We start from the raw sequence: 15,538 nt of genomic DNA, 5'->3' as shown, positions 1-15,538 counted from the left end.
GCCACCTGTAAAAGGGGGAAGCAATGGAAATTACAGCTATGGACGTCGTAGGGGCGATCGGGTCCACCATGGACGAGCTCGGCCACATGGGGCCTGACGACTCGTTCTCTGACCTTGACATCGATTCTCTGTCACTTGTTGAAGCCGCCGTGATCCTTAGCAACAAGTTCGGTGTTCGCGTGGATGAATTCGAGCTCACCGAGGCGGGCAGCGCCCGCGCCGCAGCCAGCATGCTCACGGAAAAGCTGGCCCTGCAGCCCGCCATCTAGTCACACCATCACAAGAAGACGCAAACAGTAAGGACACCCATGCCCACTCCGGCGATTGCAGTTGTTTATTATTCAGGCTCGGGCCACACCAAGGTGCTGGCAGACGCAGTGGTTTCCGCTGCCGCCGCCACCGGAGCCACAACGGCCCTCCTGCGCGTGGATGAGCTGACCCAGGAATCCTGGGACTTCATCGACCAGGCAGACGCCATAATTTTCGGCGCCCCCACCTACATGGGCACCGCACCATCGGCCTTCCATGCGTTCGCCGAGAAGACCGCAGGCCGCTGGGCCGTGCAGAAATGGCACAACAAGTTGGGTGCCGGCTTTACCAATGCCGCCTGCAAAGCCGGTGACAAGAATTCCACCCTGGACTACTTCTCCACTTTCGCAGCCCAGCACGGTATGAACTGGATCAACCTGGGCCTGCTCCCGGGATGGAAGAGCACCAAGGGCACAGAAAACGATCTCAACCGCTTTGGCTACTTCAACGGTGCCGCCGCCCAGACATTCTCGGACGTTGGTGTCGAAGGCGTTCACCCTGCAGACATCGCTACTGCAGGGCACTTGGGGCGGCGGGTTGCGGAGATGGCCGCTATCTTCGCCGCTGGCAAGGAAGCGCTGGACCGCGAACTCGTGAGCGCGGGAGTTTAGGGCCTCCTGGTTTCAGGGCCACGGAAAAAGCCTGGCGACGCCCATATCCGGGCGTCGCCAGGCTTTTTCCATGTCGCCGAATAGTTTGTGCGTCACAACGCGGCATGCGTGTCACAAGCGGCCTCGGCGGACAGGGTGGCTGCCACGATCGCCCGGACCTTCGGGTTGCCTACATGGAACAGATGGCCCCCGGCCGCGACATCGATCAATCGTGGCTTCTGCGCGCACCAGTCCGCCCAGCGCAGTGACTCTGAAGCCGTAACCACAGGGTCATCAGAGCTGTAGAGGACCGTGGCCGGGACCTCCAACTGGCCGGCGGGCAGCCTGCCGGGATAGCTCTCCAACAATGCCAGATCCTCAAGCAGTACTTCCCGGGCCCGCTCGGAAAGGGTGCTGGACGCGGCTGCCGCGGCAGCACCGGCGTCGTACATTCCCGACGGCGGCCGCGCGGCTGCGAGGAACACGTGCACCACCCGCCCGGTTTCCTGAAGCCGAAGGGCGGCCTCGAAGGCGAGCACCGCCCCCATGCTGTGGCCATAGAGCGCCAATTGCCCGGACTGCGAGCTTGCGATTCGTTCGGCCATAGCGGCCGCGGCACCGCCAACGGAACGGAAATCCCTGCCGCGGTATGCGAGCTTGGTGACGTGCATGCCGTCAAAACGCCAGCCCGCAAAACTGGCTGTGGTTCCGCCGGCGTGGTGCAGGCAAAACAGGTGCATGCCGGCGTCCTGGCGCTAGTTGAAAGCGAGTCGGTGGCGGTCGTGTTCCATGCGGGACGCGGCGACGTCGTCCATGTGTTCCTCGGCCCACTCCTTCATCTCGAAGATGATCCGCAGGAGGGAATGTCCGCGCGGAGTGAGCTCGTAGTCAGTTCGCACGGGGACGGAGACGGTCACATGCCGTAAGACCAACCCGTCCCGTTCAAGCGAGCGGAGGGTAGAGGTCAACATTTTCTGGCTTGCGCCGGGTATCCGTTTGCGGAGGTCGCTGTGCCGTTGCTGCCCGTCCTCCAGTGCGAGCATCACCAAGGTGACCCACTTGCTACTGATGGCCTCAAGCAGTTGGCGTGCCGGGCAAAGATCCAGGGAAGCGTTGTAGTGCTTCTGGGCGTTCATGCGTTTCTGTTCAGCCGTGAGAGTCATTTCCCCAATACTTTCCTCATCAAATGGACTGCTTGCCACAGCTTACTTGGGGGTTGTTGCAGGTGGGGAAACGGCGACTCAAACCTTAACTGCCGCCGGCGTGACCAGCAGCGATTCTCCGGCCAATGCCATGAAAGGAAGATCCGAACTGTGGTCCCCGTAGGCGAAGCTGCCTGACAGGTCCACCGAGAATTCGACGGCATGCGCTGCCACGGCCCGCGCCTTGGCATCGGCTACCAAGGCTTCCTCGATGTCGCCCGTATAGATGCCATTCGAAGCAGCAGGGCGCGTGCACAGCAGCTCAAGGTGGGGCCACCGCCGTCGAACACGTACCAAAGCAGGCTCGAACGACGCCGTGACGGCCACTATGCGCCGCCCCTCCGCGGTGTGTTTGTCCAGAAGGGAAGTCACGGGTTCCAGGAAGGACCAGCCGTCCGTCGACGCGGCCTGGAAATCTGCCCAGCGCTCGCCGAGTTCCTGGACCTCGCTCACGCTGCGGCCCCGCCACCAGCTGAAGTACCGGGCGTTCGTCACGGATCTTGGTACGCCGTTCCTGGCTGCCGCCCGCAGGCCCTCAAGGAAGTCCTCCGCCTCGGCTTTGCGTGAGTGGCCGGCGTCGAAGCGGAGGAATTCGAAGATGGTGTTGTAGGCGGTGACGGTGCCGTCGATGTCGGTGTAGGCGGCCTGCAAGGGGTTTTCGGATTCTTCCACAGGAAGAATCCTAGGGACCGCTCCGGCAACTGGAAGCCTTCCAGGGGAGGGCACTTTGAGGTGCCCTAGGCACAAAAAAGTGCGTTCTTACGCGCTTATGCGATGTCCGTGAGGATCGAATACGGGGCACAAAACGTCCCCGCAGCAAAGCCTCGAAAGGAAACCAATGCCTACCATCCTCCACATCAACGCCTCTCCGCGCTACGCCAACAGCGACTCCCTGCGGTTGGCCCGGCACTTCATCGACTCCGTCCAGGCTGCCGGTCCGGAGAGCTTTGAGCTGGAGACCCTGAACTTGTTCGACGACGGCGCGTTGCCTGTTTTCGGTCGGATCGCGGCTGCCGCCAAGATGGCTGTCTTCACCGGACAGGACCAGACGACGGAGCAGGTTGCCGCGTGGGAATCCGCCCGCGCTGTGTTCGATCAGTTCGCTTCAGCCGACGCGTATGTCTTCAACATCCCCATGTGGAACTCGGGCGTCCCCTACGTGCTGAAGCAGTGGATCGACATCATCACCCAGCCCGGCTGGAGCTTCGGCTTTGACCCGGAGCAGGGATACCGCGGTCTCATGGAAGGCAAGCAGGCCCTTGCGATCCACACCAGCGGTGTCTACGCCCCGGGTGTTCCGGCCGCTTTCGGCTCCGACTTCAGCAGCACCTTCTTCGCTGACTGGCTGAACTTTGTGGGCATCGAGGACGCAACCCACGTCCGCTTCGCTCCCACTGTCCTGAACGGCGACGTCGATGGCACCCGCAAGGTTGCAGAAGCGGACCTGAGCGACGCCGCAATCGAGTTCGCCGGCAAGCTCATCGTCGCGGGTACCCTCCAGCTCGTCAACGACTAGGAGCTCCCTGTGCGCATCGGCATTTCGGGTACCTATTCCTCGGGCAAGACGTTTACGTCCATGGCCTTGTCCCACTACACGGGGTTGCCCCGCACCAAGGCCAGGACCATGCGGGAAATCCTGCCCGAGGCCGCCCCCGGCAAGACCCTCGAGGAATGCACTGCGGCGGAGCTCATCCAGATGATCGTGACCCGTCACGTGGAGCGTGCTGTATATGAGGACAAGCTCTCGGCCGGTTTCATCTCCGACGGTTCATCGCTGCAGGAATGGATCTACGGGTCCGTGCGGGTTTCCCTCGGGCTGAACCCCAGCGCCTCAGCACACCTGGCGGCGGGGGAGAGCGTGGAGAAGACTCCGGAACTCGCATTCTTCGAAGAGGTGATGACCAGCCTGGGCAACAGCTTCAAGAGGCACGTCAAGAACTCCTTCGATGTGTTCGTGCACCTGAAGAACGAGCTTCCGCTCTCTGCTGATGGACACCGTCCGGTCAACGATCAGTTTCGGAACATGTCCGATGAGATCCTGCAGCACACCATGGACGAGTTGGGCATCCCCTTCCATGTTGTGTCAGGTTCCGTGGAGGAGCGTCTGGTCCGGATTGCTTCCCTGTTCAACCTTGAACCGCGCATGAGTCCCCAGGACGCCACGCGCCTGGCAGCCGAAGAATACGCGCAGCTGGACGTGCGCTCCGAACGGGAGCGGGTCCTGCAGTAACCAGGAAATATCCATTTGGATCCTGCTCACCGGTTCGTCCGGCCATCCGCTGTGCCGTAGCTGCCCAGCGGGTGGCCGGACGCTCGTCTTTTTACTGGAGACCCCATTGCCTACCGACCAGCCCCTTTCCCATCAAGCCCGCTCCAACCACGCCCGCCTTGGCGAGTTCTTCCGCACGCGCCGCGAGCAGACCCGTCCGCAGGATGTCGGGTTACCAGTCAGCCCACGACGCCGGACTCCCGGACTCAGGCGCGAAGAGGTGGCCGTCCTGGCCAATGTTGGGGTCTCCTGGTACACGTGGCTGGAACAGGGACGGGCCATTGGTGCCTCGGAGGAGATCCTCGATGCCATTTCGAACGCACTGCGGCTTAGCCCTGAGGACCGAACCTATGTCCGGCGGCTTGCATCCGGGCGCCGTTCGGGTCCGTCCGGCAATACGGTCAGCACGGCTGGCGGTCAGACTTTGGGACAGGCCGCCGGTCACAACTTCGACGTCGACGACTCCCAGCTTGCGCTGCTGCAGCAGCTGGTGGATGCCATCGCCAATCCCAGTTACATCGCTGACCCCTTCTGGACCGTGGTGGCAATGAATTCCGCGGCCGCAGAAACTTTCGATACCCGTTTGGGTGAAAGCTGCCTCCAACGCTTCTTCACGGATCCAGAGCTTGCCAGGCCCCACGTGCATAAGGAGATGATGGCCCGCTCCATGGTGGCGCAGTTCCGTGCGCAATCAGCCAACTTCCCGGACGATCACCGTTTCGATGCCATGGCACGCGGCCTATGCCAGGTCTCGGAAGCCTTCCGGGAATTATGGCAGCGGCAAGTGGTTGGCGATTCGTACCACGTGGACGTTGTGTACGACCACCCGGCGGTAGGCCGCCTCAGCTTCGCTCCCATGGTGCTGGGTGTCCCGCAGTTTCCTGCCCTCCGTCTTTTTACTTACCTACCCAAAAGCGGAACCGGAACGCAGGCTGCCCTGCAAGGTTTGAACAGGAAAGCAGTGGTCTGAGAATCCCTCTAGTTGCCCACAGCAACCAGACGTAAACTGGCCTTCGGTTCACTACGTTGGTTCGGAGTCCCCATGCTTTGGAAGGTTCTTGTCCGGTTCCTGAAGCCGCACCAGCGGCTGCTGATTGCCGTCGTCGTTTTTCAATTGGCGCAGTCCATCGCGTCTCTTTACCTGCCTACACTCAACGCCGACATCATCGATAACGGCGTTGCTACCGGCGATACCGATTACATCCTGCGCATGGGTGGCCTCATGCTGCTGATCACGCTGTTGCAGATCGCGTGTGCCGTGGTGGCCGTGTACTTCGGCGCGAAGGCGGCCATGGGAATGGGCCGTGACCTAAGGGACGCGATCTTCGCCAGGGTAGGGGAGTTCTCCGAGCAGGAGGTCACCAAATTCGGGGCGCCGTCCTTGATTACACGGTCCACCAACGATGTCCAGCAGGTGCAGCAACTGGTCCTCATGTCCTGCACGCTCATGGTTGCGGCGCCCATGCTCAGTATTGGCGGCGTGATCATGGCCGTGCGGCAGGACGCTCAACTGTCCTGGCTGATCGCGGTTTGCGTACCGGTATTGCTGGTGGCCGTGGGTTTGATCGTGACCCGGATGGTGCCGTTGTTCCGCAAAATGCAGGTTCGCATCGACGCCGTCAACCGTGTCCTGCGCGAGCAACTCACCGGCATCCGCGTGGTCCGCGCTTTCGTGCGTGAAGACATGGAGACCTCCCGGTTCGGCAGGGCGAACGACGACGTCACTGACGTCGCGCTGCGGGCCGGCCGTTTGATGGCGCTCATGTTCCCTGTGGTCATGTTGGTGATGAACATTTCCAGTGTGGCGGTGATCTGGTTCGGCTCGTTCCGGATCGAGGACGGTTCCATGCAGGTAGGCACGCTGATCGCCTTCCTCAGCTACCTCATGCAGATCCTCATGTCCGTCATGATGGCCACGTTCATGGCCGTGATGATCCCCCGCGCGTCCGTTTCTGCCGACAGGATCGGGGAGGTGCTGGAGACCGCCTCAAGCGTCCAGCCGCCGTCGAACCCTGTTACTGGCGGGATCCGCCGCGGCGAACTGGAAATGCGCGACGTCGGATTCGCCTACCCGGGTGCCGAGCAGCCCGTGCTCAGCGGCGTTACCTTCACCGCCCTGGCCGGCCAGACCACGGCAATCATTGGCAGCACGGGCGCCGGGAAGACCACGTTGGTGAACCTGATGCCGCGGCTGTTCGACGCCACTGCGGGAGCCGTACGGATGGACGGCGTGGACATCCGCGATCTGCATCCGGACCTGTTGTGGGGGCATATCGGCCTGGTGCCACAACGGCCATATCTGTTCTCAGGCACCGTCCGCAGCAACCTTCAATACGGCAAACCCGACGCCAGCGACGACGAACTGTGGCAGGCCCTTTCAGTGGCCCAGGCGCGGGACTTTGTTGAAGAGATGGAAGGTGGACTGGATGCGCCCATCTCGCAGGGCGGCACCAACGTTTCCGGCGGGCAACGGCAACGCCTGGCCATTGCCCGGGCACTCGTGAAACAGCCGGAGCTCTATATTTTCGACGATTCCTTCTCCTCGCTGGATACCGCCACGGACGCCCGCCTCCGGCAGGCCCTCAAACACCACACCAACGGCGCCACGCTGGTGATCATCGCCCAGCGCGTCTCCAGCATCGCGGACGCGGACCAGATATTAGTGCTCGACGACGGCAGGATCGTTGGGCAGGGAACACACGATGAGCTGTTGGAGACGTCCGAAACATACAGGGAAATCGTGTCCTCCCAGCTTGCGGCGGAGGAGGCGGCATGAGCGCCATGACAGCAGGTCAACGCGGGCCACAGCGGCCACCCATGGGGCCCCGAGGTGGCGGTCCGTTCAGTGGCATGAACATTCCGGCGGAGAAAGCTTCCAACTTTGGTGCCTCGGCCCGGCGGCTGCTGGGCACTTTGCGGCCTGAGCGGTTCTGGCTGACGCTGGTCCTGGTTTTCGCCGTGGTCAGCGTTACTTTGTCCGTGATTGGGCCCAGGCTGCTGGGCGAAGGAACCAACCTCATCTTCGCCGGCGTGGTGTCCAAACAACTGCCAGCAGGGGTTTCCAAAGCCCAAGTGATCGCAGGCCTTCGCGCCTCCGGCGAGAACAACAAAGCCGACATGCTGAACGCCATGAACCTGACACCCGGCATCGGAATCGACTTCGGTGCGCTGTCATCCGTGCTGCTCTGGGTGCTGGCGCTGTACGTCCTGGCCTCAGCGTTCGGTTGGATGCAGGCGTACGTGCTCAACGGCGTCGTGCAGCGGACCGTGTACAGACTCCGCGAGCGGATCGAAGCGAAAATCCATCGTCTTCCGCTGCGTTATTTCGACTCCATCCAGCGTGGTGAGCTGCTCAGCCGGGTAACCAACGACGTCGACAACATCTCCCAAAGCCTGCAGCAATCCATCAGCCAGGTCGTGTCCTCGCTGCTGACCGTACTGGGCGTGCTGGTGATGATGTTCCTGCTCTCGCCGCTGCTCGCCATCATTGCGTTGGTGACCATCCCGCTCACCCTGGGGACCACGGTGGTGATTGCCAAGCGCTCGCAGAAACTGTTCGTCGCGCAATGGAAAAACACCGGCGAGCTCAACGGGCAGATTGAGGAAACGTACACCGGTCACGCTCTCGTGAAGGTCTTCGGCCGGCAAAACGAAGTCCAAGCGAAGTTCCGCGCCAAGAATAGCGAGCTGTACCAGGCAAGCTTCGGAGCGCAATTCGTGAGCGGCTTGATCATGCCGGCCATGACCTTCATCGGAAACCTGGTGTACGTGGGCATSGCCGTGGTGGGCGGCCTGCAAGTGGCCTCGGGAGCAATGCAGTTGGGTGACGTGCAGGCCTTCATCCAATATTCACGGCAATTCACCATGCCGTTGGCGCAGCTGGGATCCATGGCCAATATGTTGCAGTCGGGCGTTGCCTCGGCGGAACGGGTGTTCGACCTGCTGGATGAGGAAGAAGAATCGGCCGAACCTGCTCCTGTTCCGCGGTCCGGTCCATCGCGTGGGCGGCTCGTGTTCGAGAATGTGTCCTTCCGGTACCTGCCCGACAAGCCACTCATCACGGACCTCAGCCTGGTGGCGGAGCCCGGTCAAAGCATTGCCATCGTTGGGCCGACAGGAGCCGGCAAGACCACCCTGGTGAACCTCATGATGCGCTTCTACGAATTGGACGCCGGACGCATTACCCTCGACGGCGTGGACATCGCCTCCATGTCCCGCCAGGAACTGCGCTCGCGGATGGGGATGGTTCTGCAGGATACGTGGCTGTTCGGCGGCACTATCCGTGACAACATCGCCTATGGTCGGCCCACGGCTTCCGAGCCGGAGATCCTTGAGGCTGCGCAGGCCACCTACGTGGACCGGTTCGTCCGTTCCCTTCCCGAGGGCTACGACACAGTACTCGACGACGAGGGTGGCAATGTCTCTGCCGGTGAGAAGCAGCTGCTCACCATCGCCCGGGCCTTCTTGTCCCGTCCATCGGTCCTGATCCTCGATGAAGCCACCAGCTCGGTGGATACCCGTACCGAGGTTCTGGTGCAGAAAGCCATGAACGCACTGCGCTCTGACCGGACCAGCTTCGTCATCGCGCACCGGCTCTCCACCATCCGCGACGCCGATCTCATCCTGGTGATGGAATCGGGGCAGATCGTGGAACAGGGGACACACGCTGAGCTGCTTGCTGCGGGTGGGGCATACTCACGGCTGTACGAGGCGCAGTTTGCGGCGCCAGYGGCTGAAGAGGTGTGAGCCTTCGGTGGTCAGGAAGCCACGGGGATTAAGGAAGCCGCGAGGGCCGCAGCGCCGTTGCCTCGCCGGCCCTGGCTGGATCCAAGGGCACAGGACTCACCAACACCGCCGGACCCCTGTGGAGTAGTCCCCCGGAGATCACCTGGCAGCGAACCCCACCCCTGCCGCGCATCGCCTTGTGGGCGCCCGGTGCCAGCATCTGGTCCATCCACGCGCAAGGGTGTGCGGGCCTTCCTGCCTTCAGCCGCACGAAGTCGCTGCCAGATTCCAGAATGAACTCATGGCCCAGCAAGGGAGCCAGTTCGGCTCCGCGAAGCACAACGTTTCGCCGCGTTACCAACGGATCGAAGGGCCCGGCGCCCAGTTCGGAGGCAATCGACTCGAGGGCTTCCACCGCGAACACGGTCACTGCGGCGTCCATGTGGGCGGCCTTGCCGAAGAACCTGTCACCCACAATGCCCTTGCCCGCCACGAGCTCGGCCTCCTCAGCGTCCGTCGTCGGAACATCCGCGGCGCCTTCGCGGGCGCGGCCAAAATAGGCGTGCGCCGGCGACACCAAAAGATGCAGCACCTCGACGTCGTACCTGTACTCAGCGGTCATCATTCAACGCTAATGCCTCCGGGCTCGGAACGGCAGCGCTCTATGCCGTACGCCACAGCGCTAACTCCGCCCCCGAAGATACAGTGGCACGGTGAACTTTGCCGTGGCCCCTGATGGCGCTGAACTCGCCTGGACGTCCCAAGGCGACGGCGAACCAATGCTGTTGATTGCAGGCCAAGCGACCGCGATGGACGGTTGGGGCCCGACGGCGGAGCTTCTATCCCGCTCTTACCGCGTCATTCGCTTCGATCACCGCGGCGTTGGCCGCAGCAGCAAGGGTGACGCCGGCCGTTACACGACGAGGCTGATGGCGGCAGATGCAGCCGAGGTCCTCAAAGCTGCAGGCGTTGATTCAGCACACGTGTACGGCCACTCCATGGGTGGGCGCGTAGCGCAGTGGTTGGCCATCGACTACCCGGAGAAAGTGAGGACGCTGATCTTGGCCGCCACGAGTGGAGGCAAGTGGCCAGGCGAGGGTACCGATCCCGACAAAGCTGCTCTGCAGGCACTGGTCAGCGGGGATATGGACCGCCTGGTACCCCTGTTCTTTAATGAGGACTGGGCGCGCAACAATCCGGAGGCCACGCACACCTTCTTCTCCTCCCATGCTTCAGCCTGGGCCAAGGCGCGTCATTTCAAGGCCAGTCGTGAGCACGATTCGTGGAGCCGGCTCGGCGATATCAAAGCCCCCACTCTGATAATTCACGGCACCGAGGATGCTCCTACGCCATTACCCAACGCCGTCCTCCTCCGCGAGCATATCTGCCGTTCGGTATTGGTGAGGGTTCCCGGGGCGGGGCATGGCCTGCATCTGGACCACCCGGAGACCATTGACTGGATCCGGCAATTCATCACCAAAAAAGGCGCCTAGTTCCCGACGGCGCGGGGCTATACGGCTTTCCCGTCAAGGTGCCGGACCAAAGCGTCCACAATTGGCAGTTGCCCTTTGACGAGCTTGGTCCTGGCTGTTGCTTCTCCAAACCACCGTGCGTCGTCTATTTCCGGAAATTCCTTGATGGAGCCGGATCCCTTAGGCCATTCCATAGGAAAGGTGTTGCTGACGATCTCATCGGGCTGGAAGGAGTCTGCTTCTGCTGCGAAGGCGGTGATGAGTTTGCCGGAGGGCTGTTTGAAAACCCCCAACAACTCGTAGTCAGCAGGTGGCGGCGGAGTCCCAATTTCCTCGATAAATTCGCGTCGGGCGGCAACCAATGGGTCTTCGTCCTCAAGGAATTCGCCCTTGGGAATTGACCAGGCGTGTTCGTCCTTGTGCGCCCAGAAAGGTCCACCCATGTGGGCAATCCAAAGTTCCAGCTCTCCCGTGGAACCGTGCCGGTAGAGCAGGATTCCCGCGCTGCGAATCGTGATGTGACCTCCCGGCGTCATGAATTGAATGCGAAATGAAAGGGCTAAGCCAAGATTACTCCCGGCCAGGCGGCCGTTATCCAATTGATGGCATATCCCGGATTTTGGTTCTTCAATTCGCTTCCTAAGGACCCATGTCTACTTGATAATCGAGGAACTGCACGTTCCTGGTGGGGGTGGAATGTTGTTGCGGTCTCCGGTTTTTGCCGGGGACGAGTCTGGGCGCATCAATGGAGGCATGGCTATGGCATGGTCAGTAGGGCTCGTTCCGCATGGGCGAAGAAAAGCAGCAGGTTTGGCCGTCGTGCTGGCGGTGGGTTTATCAATGCTCACTGGAACAGGCCCATCACACGCGGCCGATACAACCCCCATGGCTGAGGACCCTGGCCCTGTGGGCAGCTTTGCCTGGAAGGGTTTCAACTGGCAGAAGCGTTTCTGGGGTGGGGCCCCGATGTACAACGCGAGCTGGGACGCAAACAACGTGAGCAACCCCGACGCCAACGGGTACGTCAAACTGTCCATCACCAACCCCACCGGCTCGGCTCCCAAGGGCGCGGAGTTCCAATCCACACGGGAGGGTTTCGGCTACGGAACGTACAGCACCACTGTGGAAAAGGACGTTAGCGCGCTCCAGAAGGAAGTGGTCTGGGGTTGCCTCTTCACCTATGACCCCGCGGCCGAACCTGGCTACACGGAGATCGACCTCTGTGAGGCGTCCGCTTGGGGAGGCGGGGCTGCTTATGGCCAGAACTGGCCTGTTACTCAGGGCCACGGCTATTGGTTTGATGCCACGCTGCCTCCTGGGCAGGGCAACAATACGGTCACCTTCGATGTCACGAATGCCCCGATCCTCACCCACAGGATGGTCTGGGAGCCAGGCAAGCTCACGTTCGAGACGTTTGCCGGGGAGGGCTACGGAGGAACGCTGCTGAAGCGGACGGTCCTGCAAGGCTCCACAGTTCCAGTTCCGGCCAACGAACAGATCCACTTCAACCTATGGGTTACCGGGGGCGGTGGGGGTGATGCAGCCCATGTTGCACCTGAATCCGTCACCATTCGTGATTTCTCGTTTGTTCCGGGCATCCCGTTGACAGCGCCAATACCTACTATCTCCGGAACGGCGGCAGTTGGATCAACGCTGACTGCCAATCCAGGCGCGTGGACCAGCGGAACTGCATTGACTTATCAGTGGTACAAGAACGGAACGGCAATCGCTGGCGCAACAACCGCCACCCGGGCCCTTGCGGCTGCGGATCAGGGCGCCACGTTGACCGTGCGGGTTACGGGCACCAAGGCCGGTTATGCCACGACTACCAAGGAATCGGCGCCCACGGCTGCCGTGGTGGCCGGTACACTGCTTGCACCCACTCCCACCGTCACGGGGACGCTCACCGTTGGCTCCACGCTGACGGCCAACCCGGGGACGTGGACCTCAGGAACTACGCTGACGTACCAGTGGTACCGCTCCGGTGTGGCGATCGCGGGGGCAACAGGCAAGACCTACGTTCTGTTGAGCGTCGACCAAGCACACACCATGCGAGTTCGGGTTACCGGAACGAAGGCCGGGTACACCACCGTATCCAAGTATTCGGCTGATACGGCGCTCGTTAGTTAACGAACGGGGGGGTTATAACAACAAACCCGCGGTTGTGTCGCGCTGGGGGCGTGATCCGACACAACTGCGGGTTTGCTGGGCTTGCTAGTTTTTCTGCGCGCGGACCGGGACGATCCTCTTGATGGCCAGGCCAAGGGCCAGCATGGCGAAGGCGGCCAGTGCGAACCAGAAGAGGTCCCCGGCGCCGGTCATGGCAAGAGTGCCGGAGCCGGCCCCTCCTGCAATTGCTGCGCCTACGGATCCTGCTGGGTTGTTGTACATGAGTCGTTTACCAAACTTTCTTTCTGTTGAGTGCGGCGTCCAGGTAGGCCTTGGCGTGGACTGCCTGGAGGAAAACGTCGATGACGGTTTCGTACATGGTTGCGGCAAGCAACATGTACCTCCAGCCCCGGAAACGCAGAGTTACTATGCGTTCCAGGACGAAGATGCAGGTGACGGCGAGCCAGAATGGGTGGAGGTTCAGTCCCATTCCGCTGGTCAGGGCAAAGACGATGGATCCGAGGTAGGCCAGGGTTACCAGGACGCCAAGCATGGAGAGGAACTGCCGTCCCCAATAGGCCCTGGTCACTTTGGTCCACCCGTACTGCACGCAGTTCTCCACGGCTCCGCGCTTCCAGCGGAGCCGCTGCGCCCAAAGTTCCCGCCACGTCGGCATGACTTCGGTGACCAGCATGCAGTTGGACGGTGAAGCTATGCGGTATCCGAGGGTGAGGAGTGCAAAGGACAATTCGTTGTCTTCGGTCAGCACGGATGTGTCGTAGACGCCGCCCTCGCCGTTGCCGGAAGGAAGGGAACCGCTCAACCGTGCCGCGACGACGTTCCGCAGGGTCTTTATACGGAAGAGTGCCGCGGTCCCCGTGACCACCAGGCACCTGCCGTGGAGCCGCTTCACATCCCGGGCGTACCGGGCGTACTCATTTCGCTGCAGGTGTCCGACGAATCCGCCTCCCGGCCCACCGCTGAACACTCCACCCACCGCCCCCAACAGTTCGTCCTTGAGGAGGTTGTTGGTGGCGTTCTCGATGAAGTCCGGGGCAAGCTGCGAATCGGCGTCCTGGACCAGAATCAGGTCTTCGGGATCGGCTCCGGGAAGAAGCTGCCCCAGAGCGAAGTTCAGGGCGCCGGCCTTCTTATCCCTGTTGCCAACAGTGCGGAGGACTTCGACGCCCTGGGCAAGGGCGAGTTCTTCAGTATCGTCAGTGCAGTTATCGGCCACCACGATCACACGATCCGGGCGTTTGGTCTGGTTGTTCAGCGAGATGAGGGTTTCGGTAATGCCGGCGGATTCGTTGTGTGCCGGGACCAGAACCGTGACCACACCACCGGGGGCACGGTGGGATCCCCGTGGTGCAGCAGTTGTCTCTGAAATGACGGCCCGATGCATCCGGGATTCCTCCGTTCGAACTCGAAGTGGTGTTTCACTTAGAGTTTCAACGGAAACGCAAGAAACCTGTCCGCAAAGCATCAAGGAAGTCTCAAGGTTTGATCAGGAGTTCCCTGACGCCGTCACGATTCAGAAAACGCAAGAGGACGACGCCGGGAGGTTCCGGCGTCGTCCTCTTGTGGTGAGTTTGAGCTGCTTAGCGGCTCAGGCTAACGGTGAAGGTTTTCGGTCCGCTGAGCGTTACTGCAATGCCGCAGTTTTCGGCAGCGGCGCGAGGGGAAAGATCCCGGATGGCGGCGTCGATGGTGTGGTCGATCGCCGACTTGTCCCAGATTTTCAGCGTGATGGAGTCAGTATGTGTCGTCATTGTCAGTACTTTCACTCAGGCCGTTAACAGCCCCAAGCTTCTTCGCAGGGGCCGCATCCTCGTCGGTGAGGATTGCTGATTCAGCTTGTATGGGAAGCGAGTTCCCTCATTCATGGTTCATGCTCCCTACCGCGATTGACAAGCCGATCCGGCCAAGTGTGACCGATTACACGTTGGAAGTTACTCCGTGTAACCCGTGCTGATGCTCTGCTCGCGCCAACGATCCACTTCGGCTCGCTGGGCTTCCTCCACCGCACCGTAGGCGTAGACTGCATCGGCACCCAGCAGCAGGAACGCGGGCGTCTCAGCTGCTTCGACGGCGGCGATGATCACCTCTGCTGCTTTGTCCGGGTCGCCCTGCTGCGTGCCGTGGACCGTGTCGTGTTCCTTGCGGCGTTTGCCCGCAGTCTCGGCGTAATCCTCAATTGTCCGCGCCGACTGGGTGAGTGAACGCCCCGCAAAGTCGGTACGGAACGCCCCGGGCTCCACCACTGTCACGGAGATCCCCAGAGGCTTCAGTTCCTTCTGCAGTGAGCCGGACAGTCCCTCCAGTGCAGCCTTCGACGCTGAGTAATAGCCGGAACCGGGCGGGCAGATCCGGGCGCCGATGGAGGAAATATTCACGATCGCACCCGATCGGCGCAAGCGCATGCCCGGCAGGACGGCCTTGATCATGGCGACCGGACCAAAAACGTTGGTGTCGAACAACGCCCGGACGTCGCCGTCGTCCCCTCTTCAATCGCTGCGCGGTAACCGTAACCGGCATTGTTGACCAGGACGTCCACCGCGCCAAAACGGTCCTCGGCCTGCTGCACGGCGGCTTCTACCTGAGACTGTTCGGTGACATCCAGCGCCACGGCCAGGGCCGTCGTCGGGAACTCGGTGGTCAGCTCCTGCAGTTTGGAGACGTCGCGGGCGGTGACGACGGCGTTATCGCCCCGTGCGAGCACGGCTTGGGCAAGTGCGCGGCCGAGTCCGGTGGAGCAGCCTGTGATGAGCCAGGTAGTCATGACGTTCCTTTCATAGGTGGACCACTCAGGCGTGCCGCCCGGATCGTGGTGATCCGGGCGGCACTTGGTTGTTGTTTCGT

The 15,538-nt window shown here is 61.7% G+C and carries 17 protein-coding genes and 1 pseudogene; 9 read left to right on the top strand and 9 right to left on the bottom strand.

Annotated elements, in window-relative coordinates; all coding sequences use genetic code 11:
* The first annotated feature begins 23 nt into the window (after positions 1-23).
* Positions 24-269, top strand: a complete 246-nt coding sequence (locus AB4Y87_RS04335; RefSeq protein ID WP_442003206.1) for an acyl carrier protein — start codon at positions 24-26, stop codon at positions 267-269.
* Positions 270-308: 39 nt separating this feature from the next.
* Positions 309-920 carry an NAD(P)H-dependent oxidoreductase gene (locus AB4Y87_RS04330; protein WP_442003205.1) on the top strand — a complete coding sequence of 204 codons (612 nt, stop codon included), beginning with the start codon at positions 309-311 and terminating at the stop codon, positions 918-920.
* A 92-nt stretch (positions 921-1,012) separates the two neighbouring features.
* Here the strand turns inward: AB4Y87_RS04330 and AB4Y87_RS04325 are convergent, their stop codons facing one another.
* The 3 genes from AB4Y87_RS04325 to AB4Y87_RS04315 all read right to left on the bottom strand — a co-directional run bounded on the left by AB4Y87_RS04325 (position 1,013) and on the right by AB4Y87_RS04315 (position 2,773).
* Positions 1,013-1,639 (bottom strand): thioesterase II family protein, encoded by a 627-nt coding sequence (locus AB4Y87_RS04325; protein WP_442003204.1) that lies wholly within the window; start codon positions 1,637-1,639, stop codon positions 1,013-1,015.
* 15 nt (positions 1,640-1,654) lie between these two features.
* Positions 1,655-2,062: a winged helix-turn-helix transcriptional regulator gene (locus AB4Y87_RS04320; protein WP_431116661.1), complete on the bottom strand. Its 408-nt coding sequence runs from the start codon at positions 2,060-2,062 to the stop codon at positions 1,655-1,657.
* A gap of 78 nt (positions 2,063-2,140) precedes the next feature.
* Positions 2,141-2,773, bottom strand: coding sequence for an HAD family hydrolase (locus AB4Y87_RS04315; protein ID WP_442003203.1), 633 nt, complete (start codon positions 2,771-2,773; stop codon positions 2,141-2,143).
* A gap of 166 nt (positions 2,774-2,939) precedes the next feature.
* Between AB4Y87_RS04315 and AB4Y87_RS04310 the strand changes: the two genes are divergently transcribed.
* The 5 genes from AB4Y87_RS04310 to AB4Y87_RS04290 all read left to right on the top strand — a co-directional run bounded on the left by AB4Y87_RS04310 (position 2,940) and on the right by AB4Y87_RS04290 (position 9,116).
* On the top strand, positions 2,940-3,617 hold the full coding sequence (locus AB4Y87_RS04310; protein WP_442003202.1) for an FMN-dependent NADH-azoreductase: 678 nt from the start codon (positions 2,940-2,942) through the stop codon (positions 3,615-3,617).
* A gap of 9 nt (positions 3,618-3,626) precedes the next feature.
* A complete protein-coding gene (locus AB4Y87_RS04305) occupies positions 3,627-4,331 on the top strand; it encodes an AAA family ATPase (RefSeq protein WP_431116658.1) in 705 nt (234 codons plus the stop codon).
* A gap of 106 nt (positions 4,332-4,437) precedes the next feature.
* Entirely contained in the window at positions 4,438-5,340 is a 903-nt protein-coding gene (locus tag AB4Y87_RS04300; RefSeq protein ID WP_442003201.1) for a helix-turn-helix transcriptional regulator, read from the top strand.
* 72 nt (positions 5,341-5,412) lie between these two features.
* Positions 5,413-7,146, top strand: a complete 1,734-nt coding sequence (locus tag AB4Y87_RS04295) for an ABC transporter ATP-binding protein (protein WP_442003200.1) — start codon at positions 5,413-5,415, stop codon at positions 7,144-7,146.
* A complete protein-coding gene (locus tag AB4Y87_RS04290) occupies positions 7,143-9,116 on the top strand; it encodes an ABC transporter ATP-binding protein (RefSeq protein ID WP_442003199.1) in 1,974 nt (657 codons plus the stop codon). Before AB4Y87_RS04295 ends, AB4Y87_RS04290 begins: the two co-directional genes overlap by 4 nt.
* 28 nt (positions 9,117-9,144) lie before the next feature.
* Here the strand turns inward: AB4Y87_RS04290 and AB4Y87_RS04285 are convergent, their stop codons facing one another.
* Positions 9,145-9,717 (bottom strand): MOSC domain-containing protein, encoded by a 573-nt coding sequence (locus tag AB4Y87_RS04285; protein WP_442003198.1) that lies wholly within the window; start codon positions 9,715-9,717, stop codon positions 9,145-9,147.
* A 91-nt stretch (positions 9,718-9,808) separates the two neighbouring features.
* On the opposite strand from AB4Y87_RS04285, the gene AB4Y87_RS04280 reads away from it, so the two are divergent.
* Positions 9,809-10,588, top strand: a complete 780-nt coding sequence (locus AB4Y87_RS04280; RefSeq protein WP_442003197.1) for an alpha/beta fold hydrolase — start codon at positions 9,809-9,811, stop codon at positions 10,586-10,588.
* Between the two features lie 17 nt (positions 10,589-10,605).
* Here the strand turns inward: AB4Y87_RS04280 and AB4Y87_RS04275 are convergent, their stop codons facing one another.
* A complete protein-coding gene (locus AB4Y87_RS04275) occupies positions 10,606-11,085 on the bottom strand; it encodes an NUDIX domain-containing protein (RefSeq protein WP_442003404.1) in 480 nt (159 codons plus the stop codon).
* Positions 11,086-11,452: 367 nt separating this feature from the next.
* Between AB4Y87_RS04275 and AB4Y87_RS04270 the strand changes: the two genes are divergently transcribed.
* The gene (locus AB4Y87_RS04270; RefSeq protein WP_442003196.1) at positions 11,453-12,697 is read left to right on the top strand and encodes a hypothetical protein; all 1,245 of its coding nucleotides are present in this window, start codon (positions 11,453-11,455) and stop codon (positions 12,695-12,697) included.
* Positions 12,698-12,781: 84 nt separating this feature from the next.
* Here AB4Y87_RS04270 and AB4Y87_RS04265 read toward each other — a convergent pair whose 3' ends face one another.
* The 4 genes and pseudogenes from AB4Y87_RS04265 to AB4Y87_RS04250 all read right to left on the bottom strand — a co-directional run.
* Positions 12,782-12,958 carry a hypothetical protein gene (locus AB4Y87_RS04265; RefSeq protein ID WP_442003195.1) on the bottom strand — a complete coding sequence of 59 codons (177 nt, stop codon included), beginning with the start codon at positions 12,956-12,958 and terminating at the stop codon, positions 12,782-12,784.
* A gap of 7 nt (positions 12,959-12,965) precedes the next feature.
* Positions 12,966-14,081: a glycosyltransferase gene (locus AB4Y87_RS04260; protein ID WP_442003194.1), complete on the bottom strand. Its 1,116-nt coding sequence runs from the start codon at positions 14,079-14,081 to the stop codon at positions 12,966-12,968.
* A 196-nt stretch (positions 14,082-14,277) separates the two neighbouring features.
* Positions 14,278-14,448 carry a hypothetical protein gene (locus AB4Y87_RS04255; RefSeq protein ID WP_216926503.1) on the bottom strand — a complete coding sequence of 57 codons (171 nt, stop codon included), beginning with the start codon at positions 14,446-14,448 and terminating at the stop codon, positions 14,278-14,280.
* A gap of 180 nt (positions 14,449-14,628) precedes the next feature.
* Positions 14,629-15,435: pseudogene (locus AB4Y87_RS04250) on the bottom strand (oxidoreductase); the annotation flags it as partial.
* Between the last annotated feature and the right edge of the window lie 103 nt (positions 15,436-15,538).

Origin of the sequence: Paenarthrobacter sp. RAF54_2 (assembly GCF_052113945.1) — a bacterium.
GTDB lineage: Bacteria > Actinomycetota > Actinomycetes > Actinomycetales > Micrococcaceae > Arthrobacter.
Note: the sequence above shows the minus strand (reverse complement) of the source record. Positions and strands in the feature narration are given on the sequence as shown.

Bases quoted from the DNA above. Each gene is read 5' to 3' on its own strand.
- AB4Y87_RS04335 (WP_442003206.1), top strand. From the start codon at position 24: ATGGAAATTACAGCTATGGACGTCGTAGGGGCGATCGGGTCCACCATG.
- AB4Y87_RS04330 (WP_442003205.1), top strand. From the start codon at position 309: ATGCCCACTCCGGCGATTGCAGTTGTTTATTATTCAGGCTCGGGCCAC.
- AB4Y87_RS04325 (WP_442003204.1), bottom strand. From the start codon at position 1,639: ATGCACCTGTTTTGCCTGCACCACGCCGGCGGAACCACAGCCAGTTTT.
- AB4Y87_RS04320 (WP_431116661.1), bottom strand. From the start codon at position 2,062: ATGACTCTCACGGCTGAACAGAAACGCATGAACGCCCAGAAGCACTAC.
- AB4Y87_RS04310 (WP_442003202.1), top strand. From the start codon at position 2,940: ATGCCTACCATCCTCCACATCAACGCCTCTCCGCGCTACGCCAACAGC.
- AB4Y87_RS04295 (WP_442003200.1), top strand. From the start codon at position 5,413: ATGCTTTGGAAGGTTCTTGTCCGGTTCCTGAAGCCGCACCAGCGGCTG.
- AB4Y87_RS04285 (WP_442003198.1), bottom strand. From the start codon at position 9,717: ATGACCGCTGAGTACAGGTACGACGTCGAGGTGCTGCATCTTTTGGTG.
- AB4Y87_RS04270 (WP_442003196.1), top strand. From the start codon at position 11,453: ATGGCTGAGGACCCTGGCCCTGTGGGCAGCTTTGCCTGGAAGGGTTTC.
- AB4Y87_RS04265 (WP_442003195.1), bottom strand. From the start codon at position 12,958: ATGTACAACAACCCAGCAGGATCCGTAGGCGCAGCAATTGCAGGAGGG.
- AB4Y87_RS04260 (WP_442003194.1), bottom strand. From the start codon at position 14,081: ATGCATCGGGCCGTCATTTCAGAGACAACTGCTGCACCACGGGGATCC.
- AB4Y87_RS04255 (WP_216926503.1), bottom strand. From the start codon at position 14,448: ATGACGACACATACTGACTCCATCACGCTGAAAATCTGGGACAAGTCG.